The sequence below is a fragment of the Uliginosibacterium paludis genome, from assembly GCF_039631355.1.
GTDB classification, from domain to species: domain Bacteria; phylum Pseudomonadota; class Gammaproteobacteria; order Burkholderiales; family Rhodocyclaceae; genus Uliginosibacterium; species Uliginosibacterium paludis.
The window spans coordinates 122,934-145,730 of record NZ_JBDIVF010000003.1 but is presented as its reverse complement, the minus strand read 5'-3'; the positions used below and the strand labels follow the sequence as shown (position 1 = coordinate 145,730).

The 22,797-nt window shown below is 64.2% G+C and carries 14 protein-coding genes; 6 read left to right on the top strand and 8 right to left on the bottom strand.

What is annotated here, in order from left to right:
• The first annotated feature begins 146 nt into the window (after positions 1-146).
• Together ABDB87_RS09460 and ABDB87_RS09455 are read left to right on the top strand one after the other, a co-directional pair.
• On the top strand, positions 147-629 hold the full coding sequence (locus tag ABDB87_RS09460) for a type II secretion system protein (RefSeq protein WP_345926323.1): 483 nt from the start codon (positions 147-149) through the stop codon (positions 627-629).
• Between the two features lie 5 nt (positions 630-634).
• Positions 635-1,153 (top strand): type II secretion system protein, encoded by a 519-nt coding sequence (locus ABDB87_RS09455; RefSeq protein ID WP_345926321.1) that lies wholly within the window; start codon positions 635-637, stop codon positions 1,151-1,153.
• 200 nt (positions 1,154-1,353) lie between these two features.
• Here the strand turns inward: ABDB87_RS09455 and ABDB87_RS09450 are convergent, their stop codons facing one another.
• Positions 1,354-2,421 carry a pectate lyase gene (locus ABDB87_RS09450; protein WP_345926318.1) on the bottom strand — a complete coding sequence of 356 codons (1,068 nt, stop codon included), beginning with the start codon at positions 2,419-2,421 and terminating at the stop codon, positions 1,354-1,356.
• 784 nt (positions 2,422-3,205) lie between these two features.
• Here ABDB87_RS09450 and ABDB87_RS09445 point away from each other — a divergent pair.
• Together ABDB87_RS09445 and ABDB87_RS09440 are read left to right on the top strand one after the other, a co-directional pair.
• Positions 3,206-3,910: a pectate lyase gene (locus ABDB87_RS09445; RefSeq protein ID WP_345926316.1), complete on the top strand. Its 705-nt coding sequence runs from the start codon at positions 3,206-3,208 to the stop codon at positions 3,908-3,910.
• Positions 3,911-4,061: 151 nt separating this feature from the next.
• Positions 4,062-5,849 carry a tetratricopeptide repeat protein gene (locus tag ABDB87_RS09440; protein ID WP_345926314.1) on the top strand — a complete coding sequence of 596 codons (1,788 nt, stop codon included), beginning with the start codon at positions 4,062-4,064 and terminating at the stop codon, positions 5,847-5,849.
• Between the two features lie 3 nt (positions 5,850-5,852).
• On the opposite strand, the gene ABDB87_RS09435 is transcribed toward ABDB87_RS09440, so the two are convergent.
• Positions 5,853-7,979, bottom strand: coding sequence for a YCF48-related protein (locus ABDB87_RS09435; protein WP_345926312.1), 2,127 nt, complete (start codon positions 7,977-7,979; stop codon positions 5,853-5,855).
• 217 nt (positions 7,980-8,196) lie between these two features.
• Here ABDB87_RS09435 and ABDB87_RS09430 point away from each other — a divergent pair, with 217 nt between their 5' ends.
• Positions 8,197-10,275, top strand: a complete 2,079-nt coding sequence (locus ABDB87_RS09430; RefSeq protein ID WP_345926310.1) for a WD40/YVTN/BNR-like repeat-containing protein — start codon at positions 8,197-8,199, stop codon at positions 10,273-10,275.
• A gap of 17 nt (positions 10,276-10,292) precedes the next feature.
• Here ABDB87_RS09430 and ABDB87_RS09425 read toward each other — a convergent pair whose 3' ends face one another.
• The 3 genes from ABDB87_RS09425 to purL all read right to left on the bottom strand — a co-directional run bounded on the left by ABDB87_RS09425 (position 10,293) and on the right by purL (position 18,081).
• Positions 10,293-12,353 (bottom strand): WD40/YVTN/BNR-like repeat-containing protein, encoded by a 2,061-nt coding sequence (locus ABDB87_RS09425; RefSeq protein WP_345926308.1) that lies wholly within the window; start codon positions 12,351-12,353, stop codon positions 10,293-10,295.
• A 106-nt stretch (positions 12,354-12,459) separates the two neighbouring features.
• Complete coding sequence (locus ABDB87_RS09420; protein ID WP_345926306.1) at positions 12,460-13,686, bottom strand: pectate lyase; 1,227 nt, start codon at positions 13,684-13,686, stop codon at positions 12,460-12,462.
• A gap of 471 nt (positions 13,687-14,157) precedes the next feature.
• The gene (gene purL / locus ABDB87_RS09415; RefSeq protein WP_345926303.1) at positions 14,158-18,081 is read right to left on the bottom strand and encodes a phosphoribosylformylglycinamidine synthase; all 3,924 of its coding nucleotides are present in this window, start codon (positions 18,079-18,081) and stop codon (positions 14,158-14,160) included.
• 136 nt (positions 18,082-18,217) lie between these two features.
• Between purL and msrB the strand changes: the two genes are divergently transcribed.
• Positions 18,218-18,625, top strand: coding sequence for a peptide-methionine (R)-S-oxide reductase MsrB (gene msrB / locus ABDB87_RS09410; RefSeq protein ID WP_345926300.1), 408 nt, complete (start codon positions 18,218-18,220; stop codon positions 18,623-18,625).
• 123 nt (positions 18,626-18,748) lie between these two features.
• Here the strand turns inward: msrB and ABDB87_RS09405 are convergent, their stop codons facing one another.
• From ABDB87_RS09405 to ABDB87_RS09395, 3 genes are read right to left on the bottom strand one after another with little or no spacing between them, the layout of a single operon-like run.
• On the bottom strand, positions 18,749-19,489 hold the full coding sequence (locus ABDB87_RS09405; RefSeq protein ID WP_345926299.1) for a DUF599 domain-containing protein: 741 nt from the start codon (positions 19,487-19,489) through the stop codon (positions 18,749-18,751).
• Complete coding sequence (locus ABDB87_RS09400) at positions 19,486-20,355, bottom strand: alpha/beta fold hydrolase (protein WP_345926297.1); 870 nt, start codon at positions 20,353-20,355, stop codon at positions 19,486-19,488. Before ABDB87_RS09400 ends, ABDB87_RS09405 begins: the two co-directional genes overlap by 4 nt.
• Positions 20,356-20,374: 19 nt before the next feature.
• Positions 20,375-22,717, bottom strand: coding sequence for a DNA internalization-related competence protein ComEC/Rec2 (locus ABDB87_RS09395; RefSeq protein ID WP_345926294.1), 2,343 nt, complete (start codon positions 22,715-22,717; stop codon positions 20,375-20,377).
• Between the last annotated feature and the right edge of the window lie 80 nt (positions 22,718-22,797).

Here is a 22,797-nt window from a genome sequence, read left to right as displayed (position 1 = left end):
AAAGCAGCATGACTTCCAATCTGCGCTGCACAGTCCGCAAGAGTACCTGTAAACCCGTGTGCCTTTTGCCAACTTCCGACACCCGGCATGACACACAGCTAATACTCAAGGTGTAATCTGCGCCCACCCGTGACTCGACGACTTTCATGCGCACACGCAATTCCAAGAGCGGCTTCACGCTGATCGAAATGCTCATTTCGCTGGCCATCCTGGGTCTGCTCGCGAGCATTGCCGTCCCGATCGCACAGGTTTCCTACCAGCGCAGCAAGGAGCAGGAGTTGCGCCTGGCGCTCAGGGAGATCCGCAGCGCGCTTGACGCCTACCGGCTAGCGGCTGAGCAGGGCATCATCCAGCGCAGCATCGACAGCAGCGGCTATCCGAAGACGCTCGATGAACTCGTGACCGGGGCGGTCGACCAGCGTAATGCCAAGGGGCAACGCATGTTCTTCCTGCGCCGTGTACCACGTGACCCCTTCTCGCCTGACCCCAGCCTTCCGGATGCGGCAACCTGGGGCCTTCGCGCCTACGCCAGCGATGCAAGCGACCCGCAGGAAGGCGTGGATGTCTACGACGTGTACAGCAAGTCCGAAGGCATAGGCCTGAACGGCATTCCGTACCGGCAGTGGTAACGCCGATGGTTCGCCACACCCGACAGCCGCTCGGCTTCACCTATCTCGGTCTGCTGATCATCATTGCGATCATCAGCCTCAGTGCCGCTGCGTCCGTTCAGCTCGGTGCGATCGTGCAGCGTCGCCAGATGGAAGACCAGCTCCTGTTCGTCGGTCTCCAGTACAAGCGTGCAATCCGGAGTTATTTCGAGTCTGCGCCCCCGGGCGCTGCCGCCACTCCGCCGGCGCGTCTGGAAGACCTGTTGCGTGACCCGCGTTTTCCGCAGGCAAAGCGGCACATCCGCAGGCTCTACGAAGACCCGATGACCGGCAAGGCCGACTGGGTGCTGATCCGCAGCACCGATGGCCAGGGCATCTTGGGACTGCACAGCCGCTCGAAGGAAATCCCGATCAGGATGGACAACTTCCCCGAGGAGTTCTTTCACTTCAAGGGCAAGAAGCGCTATGCGGACTGGGTCTTCATTTACGGCGTGGTGTGTACCGACCAGGGCTGCGAAATCAATCCGTCGCAATACAGTCAGTAATCCTGCCGCCGGAACCGGCAGGCCGGTCGTGTCCGCCTGCAACATGACCGGGCGCAGTTGCCGCATCCGACCTTGCCACGACCGCACACCAACGCGGCCCTCCGCTCCGATCCGGACATGAAAACGCCCCGACTCGCAGGGCGCTTTCCTGATGCCTGACTTCGGCGAAGCGACTGCCAATCCCTCCGCCGGGTGGTCGATCAATACGAAGTCACGTCTGTCTTGCTGACATTGCAGGCGGTGGTATTCCACTTCTCGCCGACCTTGGTCGACTCCTTGCCCGCGCTCTTGTCGTAACCGATGTACTCGACACACACCTCGGGACTGCCGGACTTGTAACCCTTGATCTGCAGCTTGCGGATCGTTGCCACATCACCGTAGTTGTTGTTCACGCCCACCACCGAGGCGCTGACACCATCGAGCTTCACGTTGTTGATCGTCACCTTGCGCGGACCACCATTGCTGGTGCAGTTTCCGCAGGAGCGCCACAGCTTGCCGACGTTCTTCACATAGGAGTCCTGGACAATCGTCGTGCTGTTCTTGCTGTTGTGCTGGAAGGTCTTGTCCGCAGCGCTGATCGCGATGATGTTCTTGATCGTGACCGTGGAACCTGCGCCGAGATTGGACGCCGCATCCTCGCAGACATCCTCCCAATAGACATTCTGGATGGTGCAGGAGCCCTTGCAGTGAACGCCGTCCGAGCCATTCACCCCGCCGTAGATGATCACATCCTTCAGCGTCGCGCCTTCTTCGAGCAGGAAGACAGGAATCTGGCCTTCGTCCTCACAGTTGCCCACGGAGTTCTTCACACCGATGCGCTGGTTGCCATAGCTCTTGGTCGTACCGGCCGGAATGGTGGTCGTACCGGAGTTGATCACCGTTCCAGTAGCCGAGGGAATGGTCATGTTGATCGTGCCCGCTGCCGTCGAACTGCTGGAAGCAGAGCTTGCCGTGGAAGAGCTTGATGAGCTCGTCGAAGTCGATGAACTTGAAGAACTTCCGCTGCTCGTCGGACCATATGAACACCACGCCGACTCCGTATAGCTGTTGCTCGGGAAGGCACTGCCGATACAGGCAAAGTTGCCCGTCTTGGTGGCATACACGAAAGAACCCGACTTGCCGAGCGCGACGCTGCGCGTACCGCTCATGCTGCAGGTCGCGCCAGTATTCTGGGCGCACTTGGTGTAGCCGGACGGGTAGTCCGTTGCAGCATGAACGCCTGCTGCGAGCACAAGGGCAACAACGCCGCCCAGCATTCTGATGATCATGATGGCTCCTCAATGTCCAGATTTATGAATCAGGTGGCGTTGTATGGATTCGCCCCTTTGAAATGCCCGGCACAGCACTGAAGCGGAAAAGCCTCCCGACGTTGCCCGGCTGCCACAATCTGAGCGCAGCGAAACCGGCGGTCAATGCAACGGCCGACGAAAATCTGCATGACTCCCTCGGCGCGTGCCGACGGCCTTCGCAAAGTTGCTGGTTTCAGGCTCGAGATTGGCCGGCATGAAGCCTCGAAACTTAGTCCGCCAGAAAAACAAAACAGCTTTTCTGCCTTACACCGACTGCCGGAAACTCCGGCACATTCCGACGAACGGCAACATGCCACCCGAATAGGGGGCACGTTGGATGCAGCGCGGGAATATAAGCGTATTCCCTTACATCAAAAACTTCGATACCCGCTGCCTGCCTGTGTTGTTGCTGCATCGCACATTTGCAGTTGCTCTCCAAGTTTCTCCGGCAGTCTCGCCTCCATCCCTGGCGAGAAATCTCTGCGGCATTGCACCACCCGCCGTGCATTTTTCCGACTCTCCGGCAGCCTTCGAAGGGATTCAGCAGGAGTGTTTTCGGTCACAAAACGAGGCGGACAGCTGTCGCTTCGATATTGCATTGCAGCATTTCCAGGAGACTCTTTCGCGGATGAGACCGGTAACCACGCATCCTTGATTTCCCGGTTTGGCAAAACCAGAGTGATCTGCAGCCGGAGACGAAACCGCCAGGATGGGGACACTTTCCGGTGCTCACAACAAAGTCATATCCAGGAGACAGCACACCATGAAACTCGGCAAATACCTTCTCGGCATTGCACTGGCAGCCAGCGCGTTCGGCGCCTCGGCCACCACCACCATTACCGGCACGGTCGACTACGGCGGTGCGACCGTGGGCACCTCGTGTGACGGCCAGTCAGAAAGCCAGCAACCGGTGTTCGTCCTCACCGACGGTGCAACGATCAAGAACGTCGTCATCAAGGCTGGCGGAGGTGCGGACGGCATCCACTGTACCGGCTCCTGCACGCTCTCCAAGGTCGTTTGGAACGACGTCTGCGAGGATGCGGCCACGATGAAAGGGGGCTCAGGCAAGACCATGAACGTCTCGGGCGGTACAGCCTATTACGCGTCGGACAAGGTGTTCCAGCACAACGGAATCGGCTCCACGGTCAACATCTCCGGCTTTTATGCCAACACCATCGGCAAGCTGTACCGCTCCTGCGGCAACTGCTCGTCGAACGGAGGCCCGCGCTATGTCAACATCAGCAGCACGACCGTCGCCAATGTCAGCGCATCGGTCGTGGGCGTGAACAGCAACTTCGGTGATATCGCCAAGATCCGCACCCTGAAGGTCAAGGGCTGGACCAAGGGTTCCCCGGCCATCTGCGTCGCGTACAAAGGCGTGCAGAGCGGCTCGGAATCTTCCAAGATCGGCGAACAATGGGGCACGACCGCCTGCAACGTCAGCACGTCGGACATTACCGCCTACTGACCGGCCGCCCCGTCACACACTGCCTGCCGCAAGGCAGATCGCCCCGCTCCGGCGGGGCTTTTCGTGTCTAATCCGGCAGCACACCAGAAAGGAGGCGCTTCTGAAACCCGGAAAGAAACCCGGCCGCGCAAGTGGTCCGAATCCACGCCAGGTGGCTGCCAGCCAATGGCATGCACAGGGCATCAGACATCATCGCGCCGGCCATCCGGAGCAGGCTGAGCAGATGTACCGCCAGGCCCTGCGGGAATGGCCCGGACATCTGGACAGCCAGCACATGCTGGGGCTGGTGCTCGGACAGCGCGGACATACGGACGAGGCCGTGACGCTGCTCGAAGACGTGCTCCGGCAAACCCCTGAAGACTTCGGGGTGCTGACCAATCTCGCCTCGATTCTCGGTCTGGCAGGGCGCCATGAAGCCGCGCTCGCGCCCCTCAGGCAACTCCTCAAGCAGGCTCCGGACAATCCGGACGTACTCGGCAGCCTCTCCGAGGCGCTGCGTCATGCAGGCCGCCTTGACGAAGCGCTGGCCGTCTCGGAGCGCGCCCTGGCGATCTCACCCGGACACCTCCGCGCCCGGCTCGCTCATGCCAATGCCCTCAAACGAGCCGGCCGCTTCGACGAATCACTTGCGAACTTCGACCAGTTGCTCGAAGAGCATCCGCAAACGCCGGAGATCCTCAACGATCGCGGCAATGTCCTGTTCGACCTGCGCCGGTTCGAAGAGGCCCTGATCGCTTTCGACCTGGCACTGGCTGCCCGCCCGGCTTATGCAGATGCCATTTTCAACCGGTGCAATACCCTGCGCGCTTTGCACCGCTTCGATGAAGCCATCGAAGGTTACGATCAGCTGAGCGGCCAGTCCGGCCTCGCTGCCGAGGCACTCAACAACCGCGGTGCAAGTCTGGAAATGACCGGCCGCTACGAAGAGGCGCTGCAAAGCTATGCGGCGGCGCAGGCAGCCAATCCCTCGCATGTGATGGCGCACCTCAATGCGGCGCTGTGCCATCTGCTGCTTGGCCAGTTCGAACAAGGCTGGCCGCTGTACCGCTGGCGCATGCTCAGTGCGGAGGCCGCCATGCAGGGTCGCGCTCCGGCCTGCCCGGAATGGGACGGCGAAGCCGCACTTGAAGGCCGCAGCATCCTGGTGCTCTGTGAACAGGGTCTGGGGGACAGCCTTCAGTTCTGCCGGCTGCTCACCGCGCTGGCTTCACGCGGCGCGCGGGTGGTGTTCGAGGTGCAGCCGGCACTGAAAGGCCTGCTGTCCAGGCTCGAAGGGATCGACGGAATTGTGGCGGCGGGCGAGCCTCGCCCCGCCACGGACTTTCATGTCTGGCTGCTGGACCTGCCCGGCCTGCTGGGTGTTCGGCAGGACACCATCCCCTTGCCGGTGTCAGGTCTGACTGCAGCGCCCGGGCGTGTTCAGGATTTTTCCACGCGCCTCCAGGCGGCAAGCGACGCCGCGCTGCCACGGATCGGCCTGGCATGGTCGGGGAATGCACGCCACAGCAATGATCACAAACGGAGCCTGGCGCTGGCGCTTCTGGCTCCGCTGCTGAAACAGCCGGCCTGCTTTGTTTCGCTGCAGCCGGAGGTCAGACCCGGCGACAGCGATTTCCTGGCCCGCAGCAACATCCTCGACCTTCAATCCGAACTGGTGGATTTCGAAGCGACCGCCGCATTGATCGCGTCGCTCGATCTGGTGATCTGCGTCGACACTTCGGTCGCCCATCTTGCAGCCACATTGGGCCGGCCCGTCTGGCTGATGCTGCCGGCCAAGCCGGACTGGCGCTGGCAGCTGCAGCGCAGCGACAGCCCCTGGTACCCCTCGGTCCGGCTCTTCCGCCAGCCCCGGCATGACGACTGGAACACGGTCATCGCTGACATCGAAGCCGCGCTGCCGGCGTTCATGCGGAGCTGGCAGACCCGCCCGCCCCGCTGAGTCTTACGGCTTCAAGCGCTCGAAAAACACGATCCGGTCACCATAGGCAATCAGGTTGCCCGTGGCCGGATCTGCATAGAGCGCTTTCAGGCGGGCATCAGTGTTCGACGCCAGAGCCTGCCAGCTCACGCCCTGATCCAGCGAACGCAGGATCACGCCATCGCGCCCGGCCAGAAGCAGCGCGCCGCTATCGGGCTCGACGGTAAAGGCCCGCAGCAGGCTCTCCGTACCGGTACTGCTCTGCAGCCAGCTTTTGCCTTCATCGGTCGAACGCAGCACGATGCCGTTGGCACCCGCCACCAGCAAGGCCTTGCCGGCGGGCTCCGCCATCATCGAGCCGAGCATGGCCACCGTGCCGCTCTCGACCTGCGCCCAGGTGTTCCCCGAATCCGCGGAGCGGAGAATCACGCCACGCGAACCCGCCAGCAGGAAGCGACCGTGCGCCGCGTCAAAAATGCCGCCGTAAAAGGTCACCTCGGTGGGTACGGCGATCCGTGTCCAGCTTCGACCGTCATCCGTAGATTTCGCGAGCGCACCGTCGGCACCGAAGAGCCACATCGTGTCGGAGCTTTCGTCAAACTCGCCACGGAACCAGGCTCCTTCGACGATCCTTGGCAGGATCTCCGCCTGCGTCGCACCGCGTGCGAGGCGAGCCATCAACCCGGAGTCTCCGTACAGGATGATCGTGCCGCTTTTCGGATGACCCAGGAAGCCCTGATACACCGCCCCCTCTGCCGCGGTTTCGGCCTCCCAGTGCTTGCCGCCGTCGGCCGTCCGCAGCCAGGACTGCTTGCCGCCAGCCATGAACAGCGTCCGCGACACCGGTTCGACGCCAACACGAAACAGGTAGCCGGGCTCGGCCAGCCGGGTCATCACCGTACTGGTCCAGGTCCGGCCGCCGTCGTGGGACTGCGACACGGTGCGGTTGATGCCCGCCGCAAAAAGAGCTCCGCTGACCGGGTCGCGTGCAATGCCATGGACATACTCGGCAATGCCGAGCCGGCGCGTCTGCCAGGTCTCCCCCGCATCGGTGGACACAGTGATCCAGCCGCCTCCACCCACAGCAAGCAGATTGCCGCTGCGCGGATCGACCACCAGACTGTTGAGCGGACGTGCCTCGCCAGCGGAGACGGCCTTCCAGTGCTTGCCCAGATCATCCGAAATCAGCACCAGCCCGCGATCTCCGGCCGCCACGATGCGCCGCCCCTGCATCACCACGCTGAGCAGGGTGGCGCGCTCCGGCGCCTTCACCACAGCCCACCTGTGGCCGCCGTCCTCGCTGCGTGCGATGCGCTCATCGGAGCCGAAGGCAATCATCACGCCGCTCTGCCTATCCTGAAGCAACTGCAGGACATAGCTGAGTCCGGTCGAGACGGGTGTCCAGTGCTGACCCGCATCGCGCGAACGCAGCAGGCGACCATCTGCAAGCCCGGCCAGAATGTCTCCACTGCCCTGCTCCACCCGCAACGCGGTGATGGCTTCGCGCGTCCCGCTGTCGACCGCCTGCCAGCTTTGCCCCGCATCCCGCGAGACGATGATTGCGCCGGCAGCGCCCGCGGCAATCAACCCGCCCTTGCCCGGCAGCGCCTGCACATGTCCGATCGTGACCGGCCCGGGCAAGGCAACCGGCTGCCAGCCGAGACCGCCGTCCTCGCTGCGCGCCATGAGTCCTTCCGAGCCCGCCGCGATCAGCAATCTGCCGTCTCCGGACGCGAACAGGCTCTGGAAAGGCGCACTCGCACCCTGGACGCGCGGCGTCCAGCTGCGTCCGCCGTCCTCGCTGGTCTGAAGCGCACCGTTTGCACCGGCCGCGATCAGCCTGTCGACGCCGGGCACCGCCATCAGTCTGCTCAGCGAGGCAATGCGGCCCGGCGTGCCGATCGTCCAGTTCATGCCTCCGTCATCGCTCCGCCAGACCGCGCCATCGGTCCCCGCCACCAGCAGGTAATCCTGGCCTGCAAAGGCGGTGTAGAAAGACGGATTGACGACGTGTGCTGCGTAACTGGGCGGAGCAAGCGGCTTCGCGACCACGGCAGCCGTCGCCGCATCCTCGCGACACCCCTGCAGAAGCAGGCAGGCAGCCATCAGCACGCCCGGCCAGCACACATCTGGAAAACGTTTTTTCGGCATTGACTTGTCTCCGGAAGTCGGACGCTGCGCGCCCTGATGTTGTCCGCCCGGTAGAAAGGCAGGCATGCTTGCTGACATGCAGACTGTAGCCCCCCGCTCCGGATCTGCATGCATGATCCGGACACCGGCAGTCCATGACAAGGGCAAGATCGGCGATGCGGATGAAAGGCAACATGAAAGCGGATCGCCGTCGCAGCACCACCACACAGGAGCGCTCATGCCTCGCCACGCCATTCTTCCCGCAGTTGCCGGCGCAAGCCGCCGTCTCCTCTGCCTGACGCTGGCCAGCCTCCTGCCTGCCGTCGCGCAGGCCCAGTCCTCCCGGCTCAGGCTCGAAACCGGCAACGCCAATCTCTTCAGCGTGACCAGCCTCCAGCAATGCGAAACCAGCGTGATCGCGGGCAGTCACGGCAGCCTCCTGCTGAGCACCGACGACGGGCAGCGCTGGGGCAACGCCGGCCTGAATCTCGGCGCAACGCTCTACACGGTGGCAGCAAGCGCGCATCCGCCGCGCTACATTGCCGCGGGCACCCGAGGCAGCATCGCGATATCGGAGGACTGCGGCAGGCATTGGTCGAGCGGCAGCATTCATGAGTCGGCGGATCTGCGCGCGCTCATCACGGCCGGCAGTGATGCCTCCGTACTGCTCGCAGGAGGCGAAAAAGGCCTGCTCATGCGATCGGATGATGGCGGGCAGCGCTGGGAAGAACTCCGGCTCGGCAGCGGCTACATTGCCCATCTGCTGCGCAGCTCGGCAGGGGTTCTGCTGGCGGGCGGCGAACAGGGGCTGCTTGCCCGCTCGCAGGATGAAGGCCAACGCTGGACGCCCCTGTCCGGTTTAGACAAGGCCTCACTCACGCGACTGCAGGAAGTCCTGCCAGGGCTCGTGATCGCGAGCTTTGCCGATGGCCGCATCCTCTATACCGATGCCCGCGCACTGCGCTGGAAACGCAGCCGCATGCCCGCCAGTACCAAGCCGCCCGTCATCAATGCCTTCGCGGCCAGTCGCAGCGGCGTGCTGCTCGCCACCACCGCGGATGGCCGCCTGCTGCGTTCGGCTGATCGCGCCCGAAGCTGGCAGATACTGGCCGGCATGCCCGGGCGTTTTCTCTCCTCCGTCATCAGCACCGGAGATGACGAATTCATCGTCGCGGGTGCGCAGGGCACCCTCGCCCGAAGCCGCGAACGCGGCACGGCATGGATGGAAGCTTCAGTGCCGACAAGGCAGGAGTTCGAAACGCTCAAGCGACTGCCGACAGGCGCACTCGTCGCGGCAGGATCGGGTGGCGTCATCGCGCGCTCGGGCGACGATGGCCTCAGCTGGCAGCTCGTTCGGGAAGGCGTGAACGCCTACACCCACATGCTGGCCACCGATGGCAGCCTGCTGATCGCTGCCGGTACGCAAGGCAGCCTCGCCCGATCCGAAGACGGCGGGCGCAACTGGTTTCCGGTGCGTGAGCCGGACGATCGCTACTTTTTCAGCGTGGCTTACGAGCCGGTCAGCCAGTCCTTCCTTGCCGCGGGCACGCAAGGCATGCTGCTGCGCTCGACTGACCGCGGCCTGCGCTGGGAGGAAAAGAAGCTGGGCGGCGATGGCAGCCTTGGCCCGCTTCTCGTGCTGCCCGGCGGCAAGCTGCTTGCGCTGAGCACCGACCACGGCATTCTGGTGTCGGAAAATGGCGGAGCAGACTGGTCAGCCAGCGACGCCAGCGCGGACATCATCTGGCAATCCGCCGCGCACGACGGCTCCGCGCAGCAGATCGTCGCGATTGGTCGCGACAGCCTGCCGGTCTTCAGCACGGACGGCGGTCGCCACTGGCAGGCCACAGCGAGCCAGGACGCGCGGGGAGCCAATCGGATCCGTTACCTGGCGGGCGTGTTTCTCGCTGCCGGCAAGGAGGGCGAAATCCTGCGCTCGGAGGACGGCGGCCAGCATTTCGAAAGGGTTTTCCTGCCCGTCTTCAGCGAGCCGCGCGATTTCGAAGCCATCCCTGGACTTCCGCATGGCATCGTCGCCGTCGGCAGCAAAGGCAGCATCCTGCGCTCGCTCGATGCGGGGAAAAGCTGGGAGGCGGCCAGCTCCGGCAGTCAGGAATTGCTGCGCACCGTCGTCAGAGCCCCCGGCCGCGACACGCTTTTCGCGGCCGGTCGCAGCGGGCCCATCCTCAGATCGGAGGATGGCGGGCAGCGCTGGCAGGCCGCGACCGACACGCTGGACGCCCGCATCAACGGCAGTCTGGGCACTGCAGATGCGATCCTGTTCTGGGGTGACCGCATTTTCCGGCTGAGCGAGTAAGCCTGCCGCCGGACCGCTCAGCGCAAGGGGATGCGCACGATCCGCTCACCGGCCACGACCAGCACGCCGCCGTCTTCGCTCAGCCAAAGACGGTTGAGATGCGCCCGTGTGCCTGCCATGAGCGCACGCCAGCTGCGCCCATCGTCATCGGAAACGAGAACGGTGCCCTCGCGGCCAGCCGCAAAAACCCGTCCGCTGGACGCATCCGCAAGACCTCGCCGCAAGCTGGCCGAAACACCCGACGCCACGCTCGCCCAGCGGGCCCCGTCGTCATCCGAGCGCAGGATGTGCCCCGCGCTGCCAAAGGCCAGCAGCGTGCCGGCGGGTGTGCGCAGCAGATGGCCGACCGTCGTGCCGGGCGTATCGATCCGCTCCCAGCTGTCACCGGCATTCCGGCTGCGGAAAAGCGACTCCGGACCGATGGCCCAGACAACCTTGCCCAGCTCATCGGCCTGCAGCTGACTGATGCGCGGCCCGGGTCCGGGAAGTGCCACCCAGTGCTGGCCGTCATCGTCTGAGCGCAACATCCGGCCATCCGGCGCCGCAGCCAGGAAGACCTGCCCGGCAAGCGCCGCGATCTGTACCAGTCCCTGCCCGGCCACAAGGGTTTCGGCATCCGTTGCCTGCCAGCTGCGCCCGCCGTCGTCCGAGCGCATCAGGCGGCCCGGATTCCCTAGCATGAGCAGTGTCCGGGCGGAAGAGCCGGCCACGATCTGGCGGAAATAGCCCTCCCCCGCGTCCGGGACCGTCTGCCGGGACCACTGCTGCCCCCGCGCATCCGCACGCAGGAAGCGTCCCATCGGTCCGGCGGCCAGCATGCTTCCGTCATCCGGACTCCGGATCAGCGACATGAGTGACACCTCCAGTGGCGGCGAGACCTCCACCTGCTGCCAGTGAAGCCCGGCATCCTCGCTGCGGATCAGCAAGCCATCCATGCCGGCGGCCAGCAGCGCCTGCGATGACCCCGCTGCGGCCAGATCATTCACATAGCCGCGCAGATCCGGCTGCAACGCACGCCAGCTGTCGCCGCCGTTCTCGCTGAGCAGCAGCAGGCCTCCGGTTCCGGCCGCGACGATCCGCCTGCCGTCCGCGCTCGAAGCCAGCGCATGCAGGCGGCTCGTCCAGGCGTTGCCGTTCAGCACCGTCCAGCTCGCGCCGCCATCGCGCGAGCGCGCAATGGTTCCGCGGCCACCCGCCACGATCAGCGCCTTGTCGGCACGCTCGGTCAGCAAGCCGGTCAGAAAGATGTTGTCGACCACACTCGCGGACTGCCAGCTGCGCCCGGCATCAGCCGAGCGCAGCACCTCACCGCGAGGCGTCGCGGCGAACACCCGCCCGGTGCGGGCGTCGTGCCCAAGCGCGGAGGGCATGACGTCTCCCACACTGGCGACGGCAACAACCCGACTGCCATCAGACGAAATCCGGCTCACGCTCCCCTCTGCATGGAAGGCCAGCACACCGGCCTTTCGGGGCAGCACCAGCAATCGCATGATGGCCTCCTGGGAGGGCGCCTCGAGTCGCTGCCAGCGGTGGAAATCCCGCGAGTGGACGATCTGGCCATGAGCCCCCGCAGCCATGATGCTACCGTCATCAAGCATTGCCAGCGCTGCGAGCGATACCGCGCTCGGCATGGGCACTGCCTGCCAGTGGAGACCACCGTCATCGCTGCGCAGCAGGCCCTGCTGTCTGCTCGCCGCCAGCCAGCGCGCATGGCGGGCATCGTAGGCAATCGCGGAGGCGGTCAATCCTGCAGGAAGCTGTGCCGCTTGCCAGCTCACGCCGCCATCAGACGAATGCAGCAAGCCCTGCTCACCCAGCGCGAGAAAATTCCCTTTGTCATCCGCCTCGATGCGGCTGACGTCAAAACCGGTCGGCAGCAATCCAGCCTGCCAATGCTCCCCCCCGTCTGCGGATCTCAGCAGCGTCGCGTCGGCGCCGCCCGCCAGCACCGTTCTGCCATCGTCGCTGAGCCACAAGGCGTGCAGATCGGCATTAATGACCCGCGCCGCGGGCGCCGCAGATACGGCTGGCAGGCAAGCCTGAAGCATCAGAAAACCGATCCAGATCGCGCGTTTCATCGGAAGCATTCGATTCCCGGCAGCTGTTTCTGCCTTGGCATGTCATGAAAAAGCCCCGGCGGCCAGGCCGTCGGGGCTTGCACTTTCAACTAAAGCGTCCGTGCAATCAGAAGCTGGTCACGTCCGTGGTCTGGACATTGCAGGAAGTCGTATTCCACGCCTGACCGATGTTGGTCGAGGCATTGTGGGTACGGCTGCCGACATAGGTGTCGCAGATCTTCGGCGTGCTCTTCACGCCGTCGCTCGAGAGCTTGTAGGACTGGATCTTCAGGTTGCGCAGGATGGCCTTGTCAGCAATCGCGTAAGCGGAAGGCACGGTGCTGTCCCAGGTGGTGTTGATGCCGGCAATCGTATCCAGGCCCGCACCGCTCACCGTGGCGCCGGTTGAATCGACGTGCTTGACGGTCAGGCCGTCCATGTCGAGCGTGCGACCGCCCTTGTTGCTGGAGCAGTCACCGCAGGTGCGCAGGATCTTGCCGGAGCTCGTGTAGGTCGTCACCGAGTTGCCCTGGCTGTCCTTCTGACCCGACATCGTGGACGCCACCATCACGGCAGTGAAGTTGCGCACATACATCTTCGAGTTGTAGGCGTTGTCCTGGAAGAACTTGTCCGGCTTCGAGCCATGCTCATAGGCGTTGTCCAGTATCTGGTAGGCCGTGCTGTCATAGATCGAGTAGGTGCCGCCCTCGGAGTAGTTCCCGGCAGCGTGTTCGCAGACTTCATCCCAGGTCACGTTCTTCAGCGTGCAGTTGCCTGCCGTGCAGGAAATGCCGTGTGCGCCGCCGCCGGATTTCACATGAAGGTTCTTGACGATGGCGCCGTTCTTGAGCGTCAGCACTGCAGCCTGGCCTTCGGTGTCGCCTTCACAGGAAAGACCGATGGTCTTGCCGCCGCAATCGACTTCCACACCGTCGATCACGCCACCTGCCACACACAGGCTGCTGGCACCGCTTGAGGTCGAGCTGCTGGATGAACTGGTGGCAACCGAGCTCGAAGCGCTGGATGCCACCGAGCTGGAGGCTGCGCTGCTGGAGCTGGAAGCGACCGAACTGGAAGACGAGCTGCTGCTGGTCGTGGCACCGTAGGAACACCAGGCGGAAGTCGTGAAGCTGTTGGTCGGGAAGGCCGACAGGCTACAGGCGAAGGCGCCTGTCTTGGTGGCATACACAAAGCTGCCGGACTTGCCCAGCGCGACAGAGCGGGTACCGCTCATGGAGCAGGTACTGCCATCAGCCTGGGCACACTTGGTATAGCCGCTCGGATAGTCGGTGGCGGCGAAAGCGCCGCCAGCCAACGCAAAGGTCGCCATGGCGACAAGGATCTTGCTACGCATCAGTCTGTTCTCCTGCCAGTGAATGTGTGTTGCCTTCCGGACTGGCTATCCGTAAAGGCTTAGTACTGAAGTCGTAGATTTCAGTGCGGCAGATCATGGCACTTTGTGAAAATGCGTCAATCCGTTTACGTTTCCGTTCATAAAGCAGAACTATCCGTCCGGCGGATGCAAATGTCATATCCGCCAAAAGCCCCTGGAAACGCGCCGGAGCAACTCCGCTCCTTGTGCTTTTGCAGCATTCGAGAAGACTACGAATACTGAGCCAGACAGCACAACAACCCGTGCAAGCGGATCACCTTGCATCGCGATGCAGCATGAAGAGACGCCTCAAAACCCCCGGATCTTTCTGCGGACGCTCTCCACGATCGATAAACATTACCTATTCACAAATTCATCCAGACTATGCGTTGTGTTGTAAAAATCCAAAAAAAAAGCCCGGCGAACCGGGCTTTCCCTGCTTGCGCGAAAACCTCAGCCAAGCCACACGCGCGCGTTGCGGAACATGCGCATCCAGGGGGAGTCCTCTCCCAGCGTGGCAGGCGCCCAGCTCATCTGCACGGTTCGGCGGCAACGCTCGGGGTGCGGCATCATGATGGTGAAGCGGCCATCCGGCGTCGTCAGACCGGTGATACCGGCCGGCGAACCGTTCGGATTGGCCGGATAGGTCGTGGCGATCTTGCCGTTATTGGCGACGAAGCGCATCGCGAGCAATGCCTCGGTCTGGTTGCCGTGCAGCGCGAAGTCGGCGCGGCCTTCGCCGTGGCTCACCACGATCGGCATGCGGCTGCCGGCCATGCCGGCGAGCAGGATGGATGGCGAATCAAGCACCTCGACCATCGCCGTACGGGCTTCGAACTGCTCACTGCGGTTGCGCTGGAAACGCGGCCAGGCATCGGCACCCGGAATGATCTCGGCGAGGTTGCTCATCATCTGGCAGCCGTTGCACACGCCCAGCGCGAAGGTGTTGCTGCGCTGGAAGAAGGCTGAGAACTGCTCGCGCAGCTTGTCGTTGAAGAGGATGGACTTGGCCCAGCCCTGCCCCGCGCCGAGCACGTCGCCGTAGGAGAAGCCGCCGCAGGCAGCAAGGCCATGGAAGTCCGCCAGATTCACACGTCCGGCCATCAGGTCTGACATGTGCACGTCAAACGGCGCAAAGCCGGCCGCCTCGAACGCCGAAGCCATCTCGTTCTGCGAGTTCACGCCCTGCTCACGCAGGATCACCACCTTCGGGCGGGAGCCCTTGGCAATGTAGGGAGCAGCGATGTCTTGAGCGGCGTCGTAGGTGAGCGCAACAGAGAGGCCTGGGTCGGCCTTGTCGGCCAGCGCGGCGAATTCCTGATCCGCGCTCTCCGCATCGTCACGGATCCGGGCAATCTCATGGCTGACCTCAGACCACACCTGGAGCAGTTCATGCACGTCGGCTTCGAACACGGTCTTGGCATTGCGGCGGATGCGCAGGCTGCCGCGGTCATTCGGGAAGCCGATGAAGTGCGTCTCGGCACCCAAGCCAGCTTCGCGCAGCAGGGCCTGCACCCGCTCGCGATCGCTGCGGCGGATCTGAACGACGGCACCGAGTTCCTCGGCGAACAGCGCGCCGAAGACGCGATCATTGAAGCGGCCCTTGAGCAGATCGGGACGCTTTTCGGCGCCGTCGATGTCGTTGACCAGCGCGTCATAACACACTGAATCCAGCTCGATCGAGATGCCGGTGCGCGCGGCGAAAGCCATTTCGGCGAGGGTCGCGAACAGACCGCCATCCGAGCGGTCGTGGTAGGCCAGCAGCAGGCCGGTTTGCTTCAACGCAGTCACGCCGGCAAAGAAGGCCTTCAGGGTGGCTGCATCGATGTCAGGTGCATGTTCGCCGACCGAGTTGTAGGCCTGCGCCAGCACGGAGCCACCAAGGCGATGCTTGCCGCGGCCCAGGTCGATCAGCACCAGTTCGGTTTCGACGCCCGCTTCGATCTTCAGTTGCGGCGTCAGGGTCTTGCGGATGTCCTGCACCGGTGCAAAGGCGGTGGAGATCATCGACAGCGGCGAGGTCACGGCCTTGGCCTCTTCGCCATCCTTCCAGGTCGTGCGCATCGACAGCGAATCCTTGCCGACCGGAATCGACAGCTCGGCGCCGATACAGAATTCGGACACGGCCTTCACGGTTTCGAACAGGCGCGCGTCTTCGCCACGCTGGCCGCAGGCGGCCATCCAGTTGGCGGAGAGCTTGATGTCGCCGATCTTAGCCACATCGGCGGCGAGCAGGTTGGTGATGGATTCGCCCACCGCCATGCGGCCGGAGGCGGCCGGGCTCACGCAGGCCAGCGGGGTGCGCTCGCCCATCGCGAAAGCATCGCCGGTGTAGCCGTGGAAGCTCATTGCGGTCACGGCCACGTCAGCCACCGGGGTCTGCCACGGACCGACCATCTGGTCGCGCGCGGTCAGGCCGCCCACCGAGCGGTCGCCGATGGTGATCAGGAAGGATTTGGAGGCCACCGCCGGCATGCGCAGCACGCGCAAGGCGGCTTCCTGCACGTCGGTGTCCGACACGTCGAAGGGCGGCAGGTAGATCGGCCGGCTCGCCACATCGCGGGTCATCTTCGGCGGCTTGCCGAGCAGCACCTGCATGTCCATGTCGACGGCATGATTGCCGAAGTGGCTGTCGGTCACCTGCAGGCGGCCATCGCCGGTGGCCGTGCCGACCACCGCAAACGGGCAGCGCTCGCGTTCGCAGAAAGCCTGGAAAACCGGCAGCGACTCGGGCGCAATCGCCAGCACATAGCGCTCCTGGGATTCGTTGGACCAGATTTCGCGCGGGCTCATGCCCGGCTCTTCGATCTGCACATTGCGCAGCTCGAAATGCGCGCCGAGCCCGGCGAAATCGGCCAGCTCCGGCATGGCGTTCGACAGACCGCCCGCGCCCACGTCGTGCATGGCGAGGATCGGGTTCTTGTCGCCCAGCTGCCAGCAGGCGTCGATGACTTCCTGCGCGCGGCGCTCCATTTCCGGGTTGCCACGCTGCACCGAGGCGAAGTCCAGATCGGCGGTGTTGCTGCCGGTGGCCATCGAGGACGCCGCACCGCCGCCCAGACCGATCAGCATGCCGGGGCCGCCGAGCTGGATCAGCAGGGTACCGGGCGCGAACTTGGTCTTGAAGGATTGCTGGTCCTGGATGCTGCCCAGGCCGCCAGCGATCATGATCGGCTTGTGATAGCCGCGCACTTCGCCTTCGACTTCCTGCTCGAAGGTGCGGAAGTAGCCAGCCAGGTTCGGGCGGCCGAATTCGTTGTTGAAGGCGGCCGCACCGAGCGGGCCTTCGATCATGATGTCCAGGGCGGAGGCGATACGCTCAGGCTTGCCGTATTGCTTTTCCCAGGGCTGCACGGCGCCGGGGATGTTCAGGTTGGACACCGAGAAACCCGCCAGACCAGCCTTCGGACGCGAGCCACGGCCGGTGGCGCCTTCGTCACGGATCTCGCCGCCCGCGCCGGTCGAGGCACCCGGGAAAGGCGAGATCGCGGTCGGGTGGTTATGGGTTTCGACCTTGGCGAGGATGTGGGTCAGCTCGCGGCGATAGGCCCACTGGCCTTCGGCGTCCGGGTAGAAACGATCCACCTCGAAGCCCTCGATGATCGAGGCGTTGTCGGCATAGGCCACCACGGTGCCTTCCGGATGCGCCTTGTGGGTGTCCTTGATCATGCCGAACAAGGACTTCTCCTCGCGGCGCCCGTCGATGATCCAGTCCGCGTTGAAGATCTTGTGGCGGCAGTGCTCGGAGTTGGCCTGCGCGAACATCATCAGCTCGACGTCCGTCGGGTTGCGATTCACCTTGGTGAAGTTCTCGACCAGATAATCGATTTCGTCTTCTGACAGGGCCAGGCCCAGCTCGACGTTGGCGGCTTCCAGCGCGGCGCGACCGCCGCTGAGGATATCCACACTGGTCAGCGGCTGCGGCGCGTAGTGGGCGAAGAGACCGGCGGCAGCGTCTAGCGAGTCCAGCACCGATTCGGTCATGCGGTCATGCAGCAGCGGCAGCACGGCCTCGCGCGCGAACTTGCCATCCAGCGAGAACTGGATGCCGCGCTCGATACGCACGATCTTGGCGAAGCCGCAGTTGCGGGCGATGTCGGTCGCCTTCGAGGACCAGGGCGAAATCGTGCCCAGACGCGGCGTCACCAGCAGATTCGTGCCGGTGGGCAGCTCGGGCGTGGCCGGGCGGGCGTCGAGCAGATCAACCAGGCGTTCCAGTTCCCCAGCCGACAGGGCCTCCCTGGTTTCCACGAAATACCAGAACTCGGCGACCAGTCCGCGCAGCTTCACACCGGCGCTGGAGAGGGATTCGGAAAGACGGGACAGGCGCGAAGCCGAGAAGGCCGGTGCGCCGCGGAGGCTGAGGATGTCGGACATGGAAGGCACTCGGGATGGGGACCGTCAGGAGCCGGTCTGAAGAGGCCGCGATTATACCGGAAGCGCCCCTCCAAAACCCGGCCGGAATGGCGTAAGGTCTTGAAGACAAGCCCTTCATGCTGAAAAGGAGCCAGACATGCCCCGCCCCAGAGAAAAATCGGACGCCGAATGGCGTGAAACCCTCAGCCCCGAGGAATATCGCGTGACCCGCCAGGCCGGAACCGAGCGCCCCTTCACCGGGGAGTACTGGAACGTCTGGGAACCCGGCGAATACCGCTGCCGCTGCTGCGGTGCCGCCCTGTTTCACTCGGGGAGCAAGTTCGATGCGGGCTGCGGCTGGCCCAGCTTTCACAGCCCGGCCGTGCCCGACAACGTCGAAGAGCGCGAAGACTTCTCCCATGGCATGTACCGCATCGAGGTCATCTGCCAGCAATGCGGCGCGCATCTGGGCCATGTGTTCAATGACGGTCCGGCGCCCACCGGTCAGCGCTACTGCATCAACTCGGCGTCGATCCAGCTCAACCCGGAACCCGGCGATGCCTGATTCGCCGGAAAGCAGCGGTCCTGCCGTGGATTGAACGGCAGGCGCCGCAGCGCCCGCTCTGCAACGCACGAATGCCGAGCGCAGAGACGGCTTTCTCCGACGCCATCAGCATTACCCCCCTCATCAGACCTTCGGCGCACCGCCAAGCTCCGGCGCCGGCAGGGTGTCTGCATCGCGCAAGGCGCGGAGCACCGGCGAATCGAACTCGCGCCTTGCCTGCACATACACCACGACCGTCGTCGCGATGATGAAGAGCCAGGGCGAAAGCATCCAGCCCAGCACCGCCAGGCCGAAGTAATACGCCCGCAGACCGCGGTTGAAATCGTCGCCCGCGCAGGTATTCACCGCGGCATGTTTCTGCGCGAAGCGCTCGAGAACCTCGGGAGAGGATTCCCGCGGAGGCACCGCGCCGGTCGTGATGGAGAGCACGTTGAACTGGCGCAGCGCCCAAGTGAACTTGAAGTAGGCGACCACGAAGATGGTGATCAGCAGGATCAGCTTGAGCTCCATGGCCTCGCGCGAAAAGCTCCGCGAGAACTGGAGCTCTGCTGCGGTATCCATGAAACGGTCCAGTGCGCCGAGCGTCGCGAAGAGGCCTGCAATGATGTAGATCGACGTGTTTGCGTAGAAATTCACGCTGCTGACCAGATTGGCCACGAGCGCGCAATCGACGATCCGGTTCTCCCGCGTCAGCAATTGCCTTGCCCACTGCACGCGCAGATGATGGCCTTCGACCAGAAGCGTCGAATGCCCCTTCCAGCCCTTCTCCACCAGTCGCTCATACCCTGACCAGCAGACCAGGAACCAGGCGAGCCCGAGCCAGTCCGCCCAGCCCAGGCTCTTGAAGAAACCGATGAATGTCATGCGCCCTCAGCCTTGAGAAAATCCGAAACAAGGGCGATCTCGCCCGCCTTCATCAACATCGGCGCGTGCCCGGTATCCGGGATCACGACCGTCCGCGCGCCGGGGCCACGCTGCGTCATTTCCGCCAGCGTCGCACTGCTCAGCAGATCGGAATGCTCGCCACGAAGGACAAGAACGGGGCAGCGGATCCTGTCCCACAGCGGCCAGAGATTCGCATCCATCGTATCGACGGTGGCCCGCATGACCTCACCGATTGCGGGATCGTAACGCATGCACCAGCCCTCCCCCGCCTGGCGGATCGAGCTCAGCGTGATCTCCCGCCAGGCCTGGTCGTCAAGCTCGCCGAAGCCCGGCCCGACTCGTCGCATGTAGGCTTCCGCCTCTTCTACCGAAGCAAACCGGGGGGCTCGCCCCACATACTCACCAATCCGGCGAAGCGCTGGCGCGTCGAGCACCGGCCCCACATCGTTAAGCACGAGGCTCCGGATCGGCGACTGATCGAGCGCAGCGAGGCCCATGCCGATCAGACCACCCATCGACGTTCCGACCCAGTGAATCCGCTCGGCGCCCGACCTGGCCAATAGCGTAAGCATGTGATTGACATAATTGGGCACCACGTAACCCGAGGGATCAAGCAGCCAGTCGCTGAGGCCGCGACCGGCCACATCGGAGCAGATGACGCGGTAGCGAGGAGAGAGTGCCGCAGCAAGCCGGTCGAAGTCCCGCGCATTCCGTGTGAGACCATGAACGCAAAAGACCAGATCCGGATTGTCCGGGTCGCCCCAGTCCGTGTAGGCCATCCGGTGCAGCTGCAGGCCGCTCATGCACAGCACGCTTCCGTGCCGGAAGGGGGTTGTGTTTGACATGCCAGTCTCCTGTCAGCGTTCAATCACGATCATGCCAGTATCTCAGATGGGCACTCCGCATGCGCTCCGCCTGAATGCCACGCAGATCAAACCTGAAACGCACCAGACCGTCGTGATCCGAGCGATACAGCCGGGCACCGCTCGCTTCGTAGCGCGCAACAACCTCTGGCGCGGGGTGCCCGAAGCGGCTGAGATAGCCGGGCGTGAAAACCACATGCCGCGCCGAGACGGCCCGGATGAAATCCTCGCCGGAAGATGTCCGGCTGCCATGATGCGGCGCGATCAGGAGTTCGGCGGCAAGCCTCGAGGCGTCTTCGGCCACCAGGCGCTCCTCCGCACGCAGGCCGATGTCTCCCGTCAGCAGCACGCTGCCCGCTGCCGCTGAGACCCTGAGCACACAGGAACGATCATTCTCGCTGCCGGAAAAATCCGCGGCAGGATGAAGAACCTGGAAGCGCACGCCATCGGCCTCCCATGCGTCCCCTGCCACGCATGGCCGGTGAGGCACACGGGTCTTCAGGAGCGGATCGTCCGCACCGAGGCTGCTGCGCAGCCGGCCGACCGGCAGTGCGGCCAGCAGACTTGCCGCGCCGCCCGCATGATCCTTGTCCGCATGCGAGATCACCAGATCGTCGAGGCGTGCAACGCCCTGGGAGCGCAGCCAGGGTACGATGATTCTCGCTCCCGCATCGGCCTCGGGGCCGTAGCGGGGGCCGGCATCAAACAGCAGGTCCTGCCGGTGTGTCTGCACATGCACGGCGAGCCCCTGTCCGACATCAAGCACGTTAACCGTCATGCCCCCCTGCTCCGGTCTGACCGGCGTGAAGCCGAGCAAGGGAATGAAAGCCAGCAATCCGGCCCACCTGGCCGGCAGGCCACGCGGCAACAAGGCGAAAGCGGCAGCGAGCAGACAGCAGGCCACCAGCCATGCGGGAGGCGCCGCTTGCTGCCAGAGCGCCAGTGGCAGCCCGGCCAGCAGATCGAGAAACTTCATGAGCCAGCCTGTGACCCACGCCGCGAGCAAGGCGAGCGCCGGCAGGGGCAGCAATGCGAACAGCATTGCCAGCGGCGTCACAAGCGCGCTCACCACCGGTATGGCTACCGCGTTTGCCAGGGGAGACACCAGCGAAAACTGCTGGAACAGGCCCAGCAGCAAAGGCAGGGCGATCAGGCTCACGGCCCACTGTGCGCGCAGCCAGTCAGCAACCAGGCGATACAGCCGGCCTCCTGACGAAGGCCTCTTCCGCCGCCCGGCATCCATCAGCAGCAGCGCACCCACGGCACCGAAGGACAACCAGAATCCCGCGGAGAGGACCGCCCAGGGATCCAGTACGAGCACGCACAGCAAGGCGGCCGCCATGATCCGCGAAGGGCTCGCATTACGACCGCACAATAGCGCCAGCGCCGCCACCAGCAGCATGCAGAAGGTGCGCACTGCCGGCACGCCCGCACCGGCAATCAGCACATAGAAGCCTGCTGCCAGCACACCCGCCGGCAAAGCAGCCTTCTGCGCAGGCAGGCGCAACATCAGTGCCGGTACGCGGCGCCAGAGGGCGCCACCCAGCGTTCCGACGATGAGCGCGATGAGCGTGACATGGAGCCCCGATATGCTCATGAGATGGGTCGTGCCCGTGACCCGGAAGCGTTCCCATTGCGTCTCCGGAATCGCTGCCTGATCCCCCACGACAAGCGCGATCAGCACCCCGCGCCAGGGGGAGTCGGGCAAAACCTGCTCAAAGCGGCTGCGGACGCTTTCGCGCCATTGATCCACACGGGCCAGAAAGGAAAGCCCTTCGCCGGGCAGGCGCTGATTGCCAGGTGAGGCCCGTACATATCCCTGCGCGCTCACACCCCGTTCGAAGAGCCAGGCTTCCTGATCGAATCCGGGAGGATTGAAATTGCCGTGAGGCTGCCTCAGTCGAACCCGCAGTTGCCAGCGCTCCCCGCTGTGCAGTACCGGCAGCACGGAGCGGGAATCGGCATACCAGCCCAGAGAGATCCTGCCGGGCACGCCCGGATTCGATGCCGACGCCTCCGGTTCGAACTGGAAACGGAGCCCCCGATCATTGCGCTGCGGCAAATCGACAATCCGGCCCTGCAGGACAATGTCCTGCCTCTCCAGTGACTGCGGCAGGCGTTCCCCCAGACGGATTTCGGCACGCCAGACCGCCAGCCCGAAGCCCGTCAGCAGCGCGGCAACACAGACGCAAGCGCGTGCCCGGCGCGGGTGCGCCGGTGTGGCAACCATGGCAAGAGAGGCAGTCAGCAAGACCGGAACGGGCAGTACGTGCCATGAAGGAAGCTCGGCCAACAACTGGCACAATGCCGTGCCCGCCGCAAAAAACAGGATGACTATGCGCATGGGATGGATTGTCGGTGAGCGTGTCGGGCTAGCGTGCCGAACTACCCGCCTTGCCGGATGTCCACCCGGCTTCTCCGTTC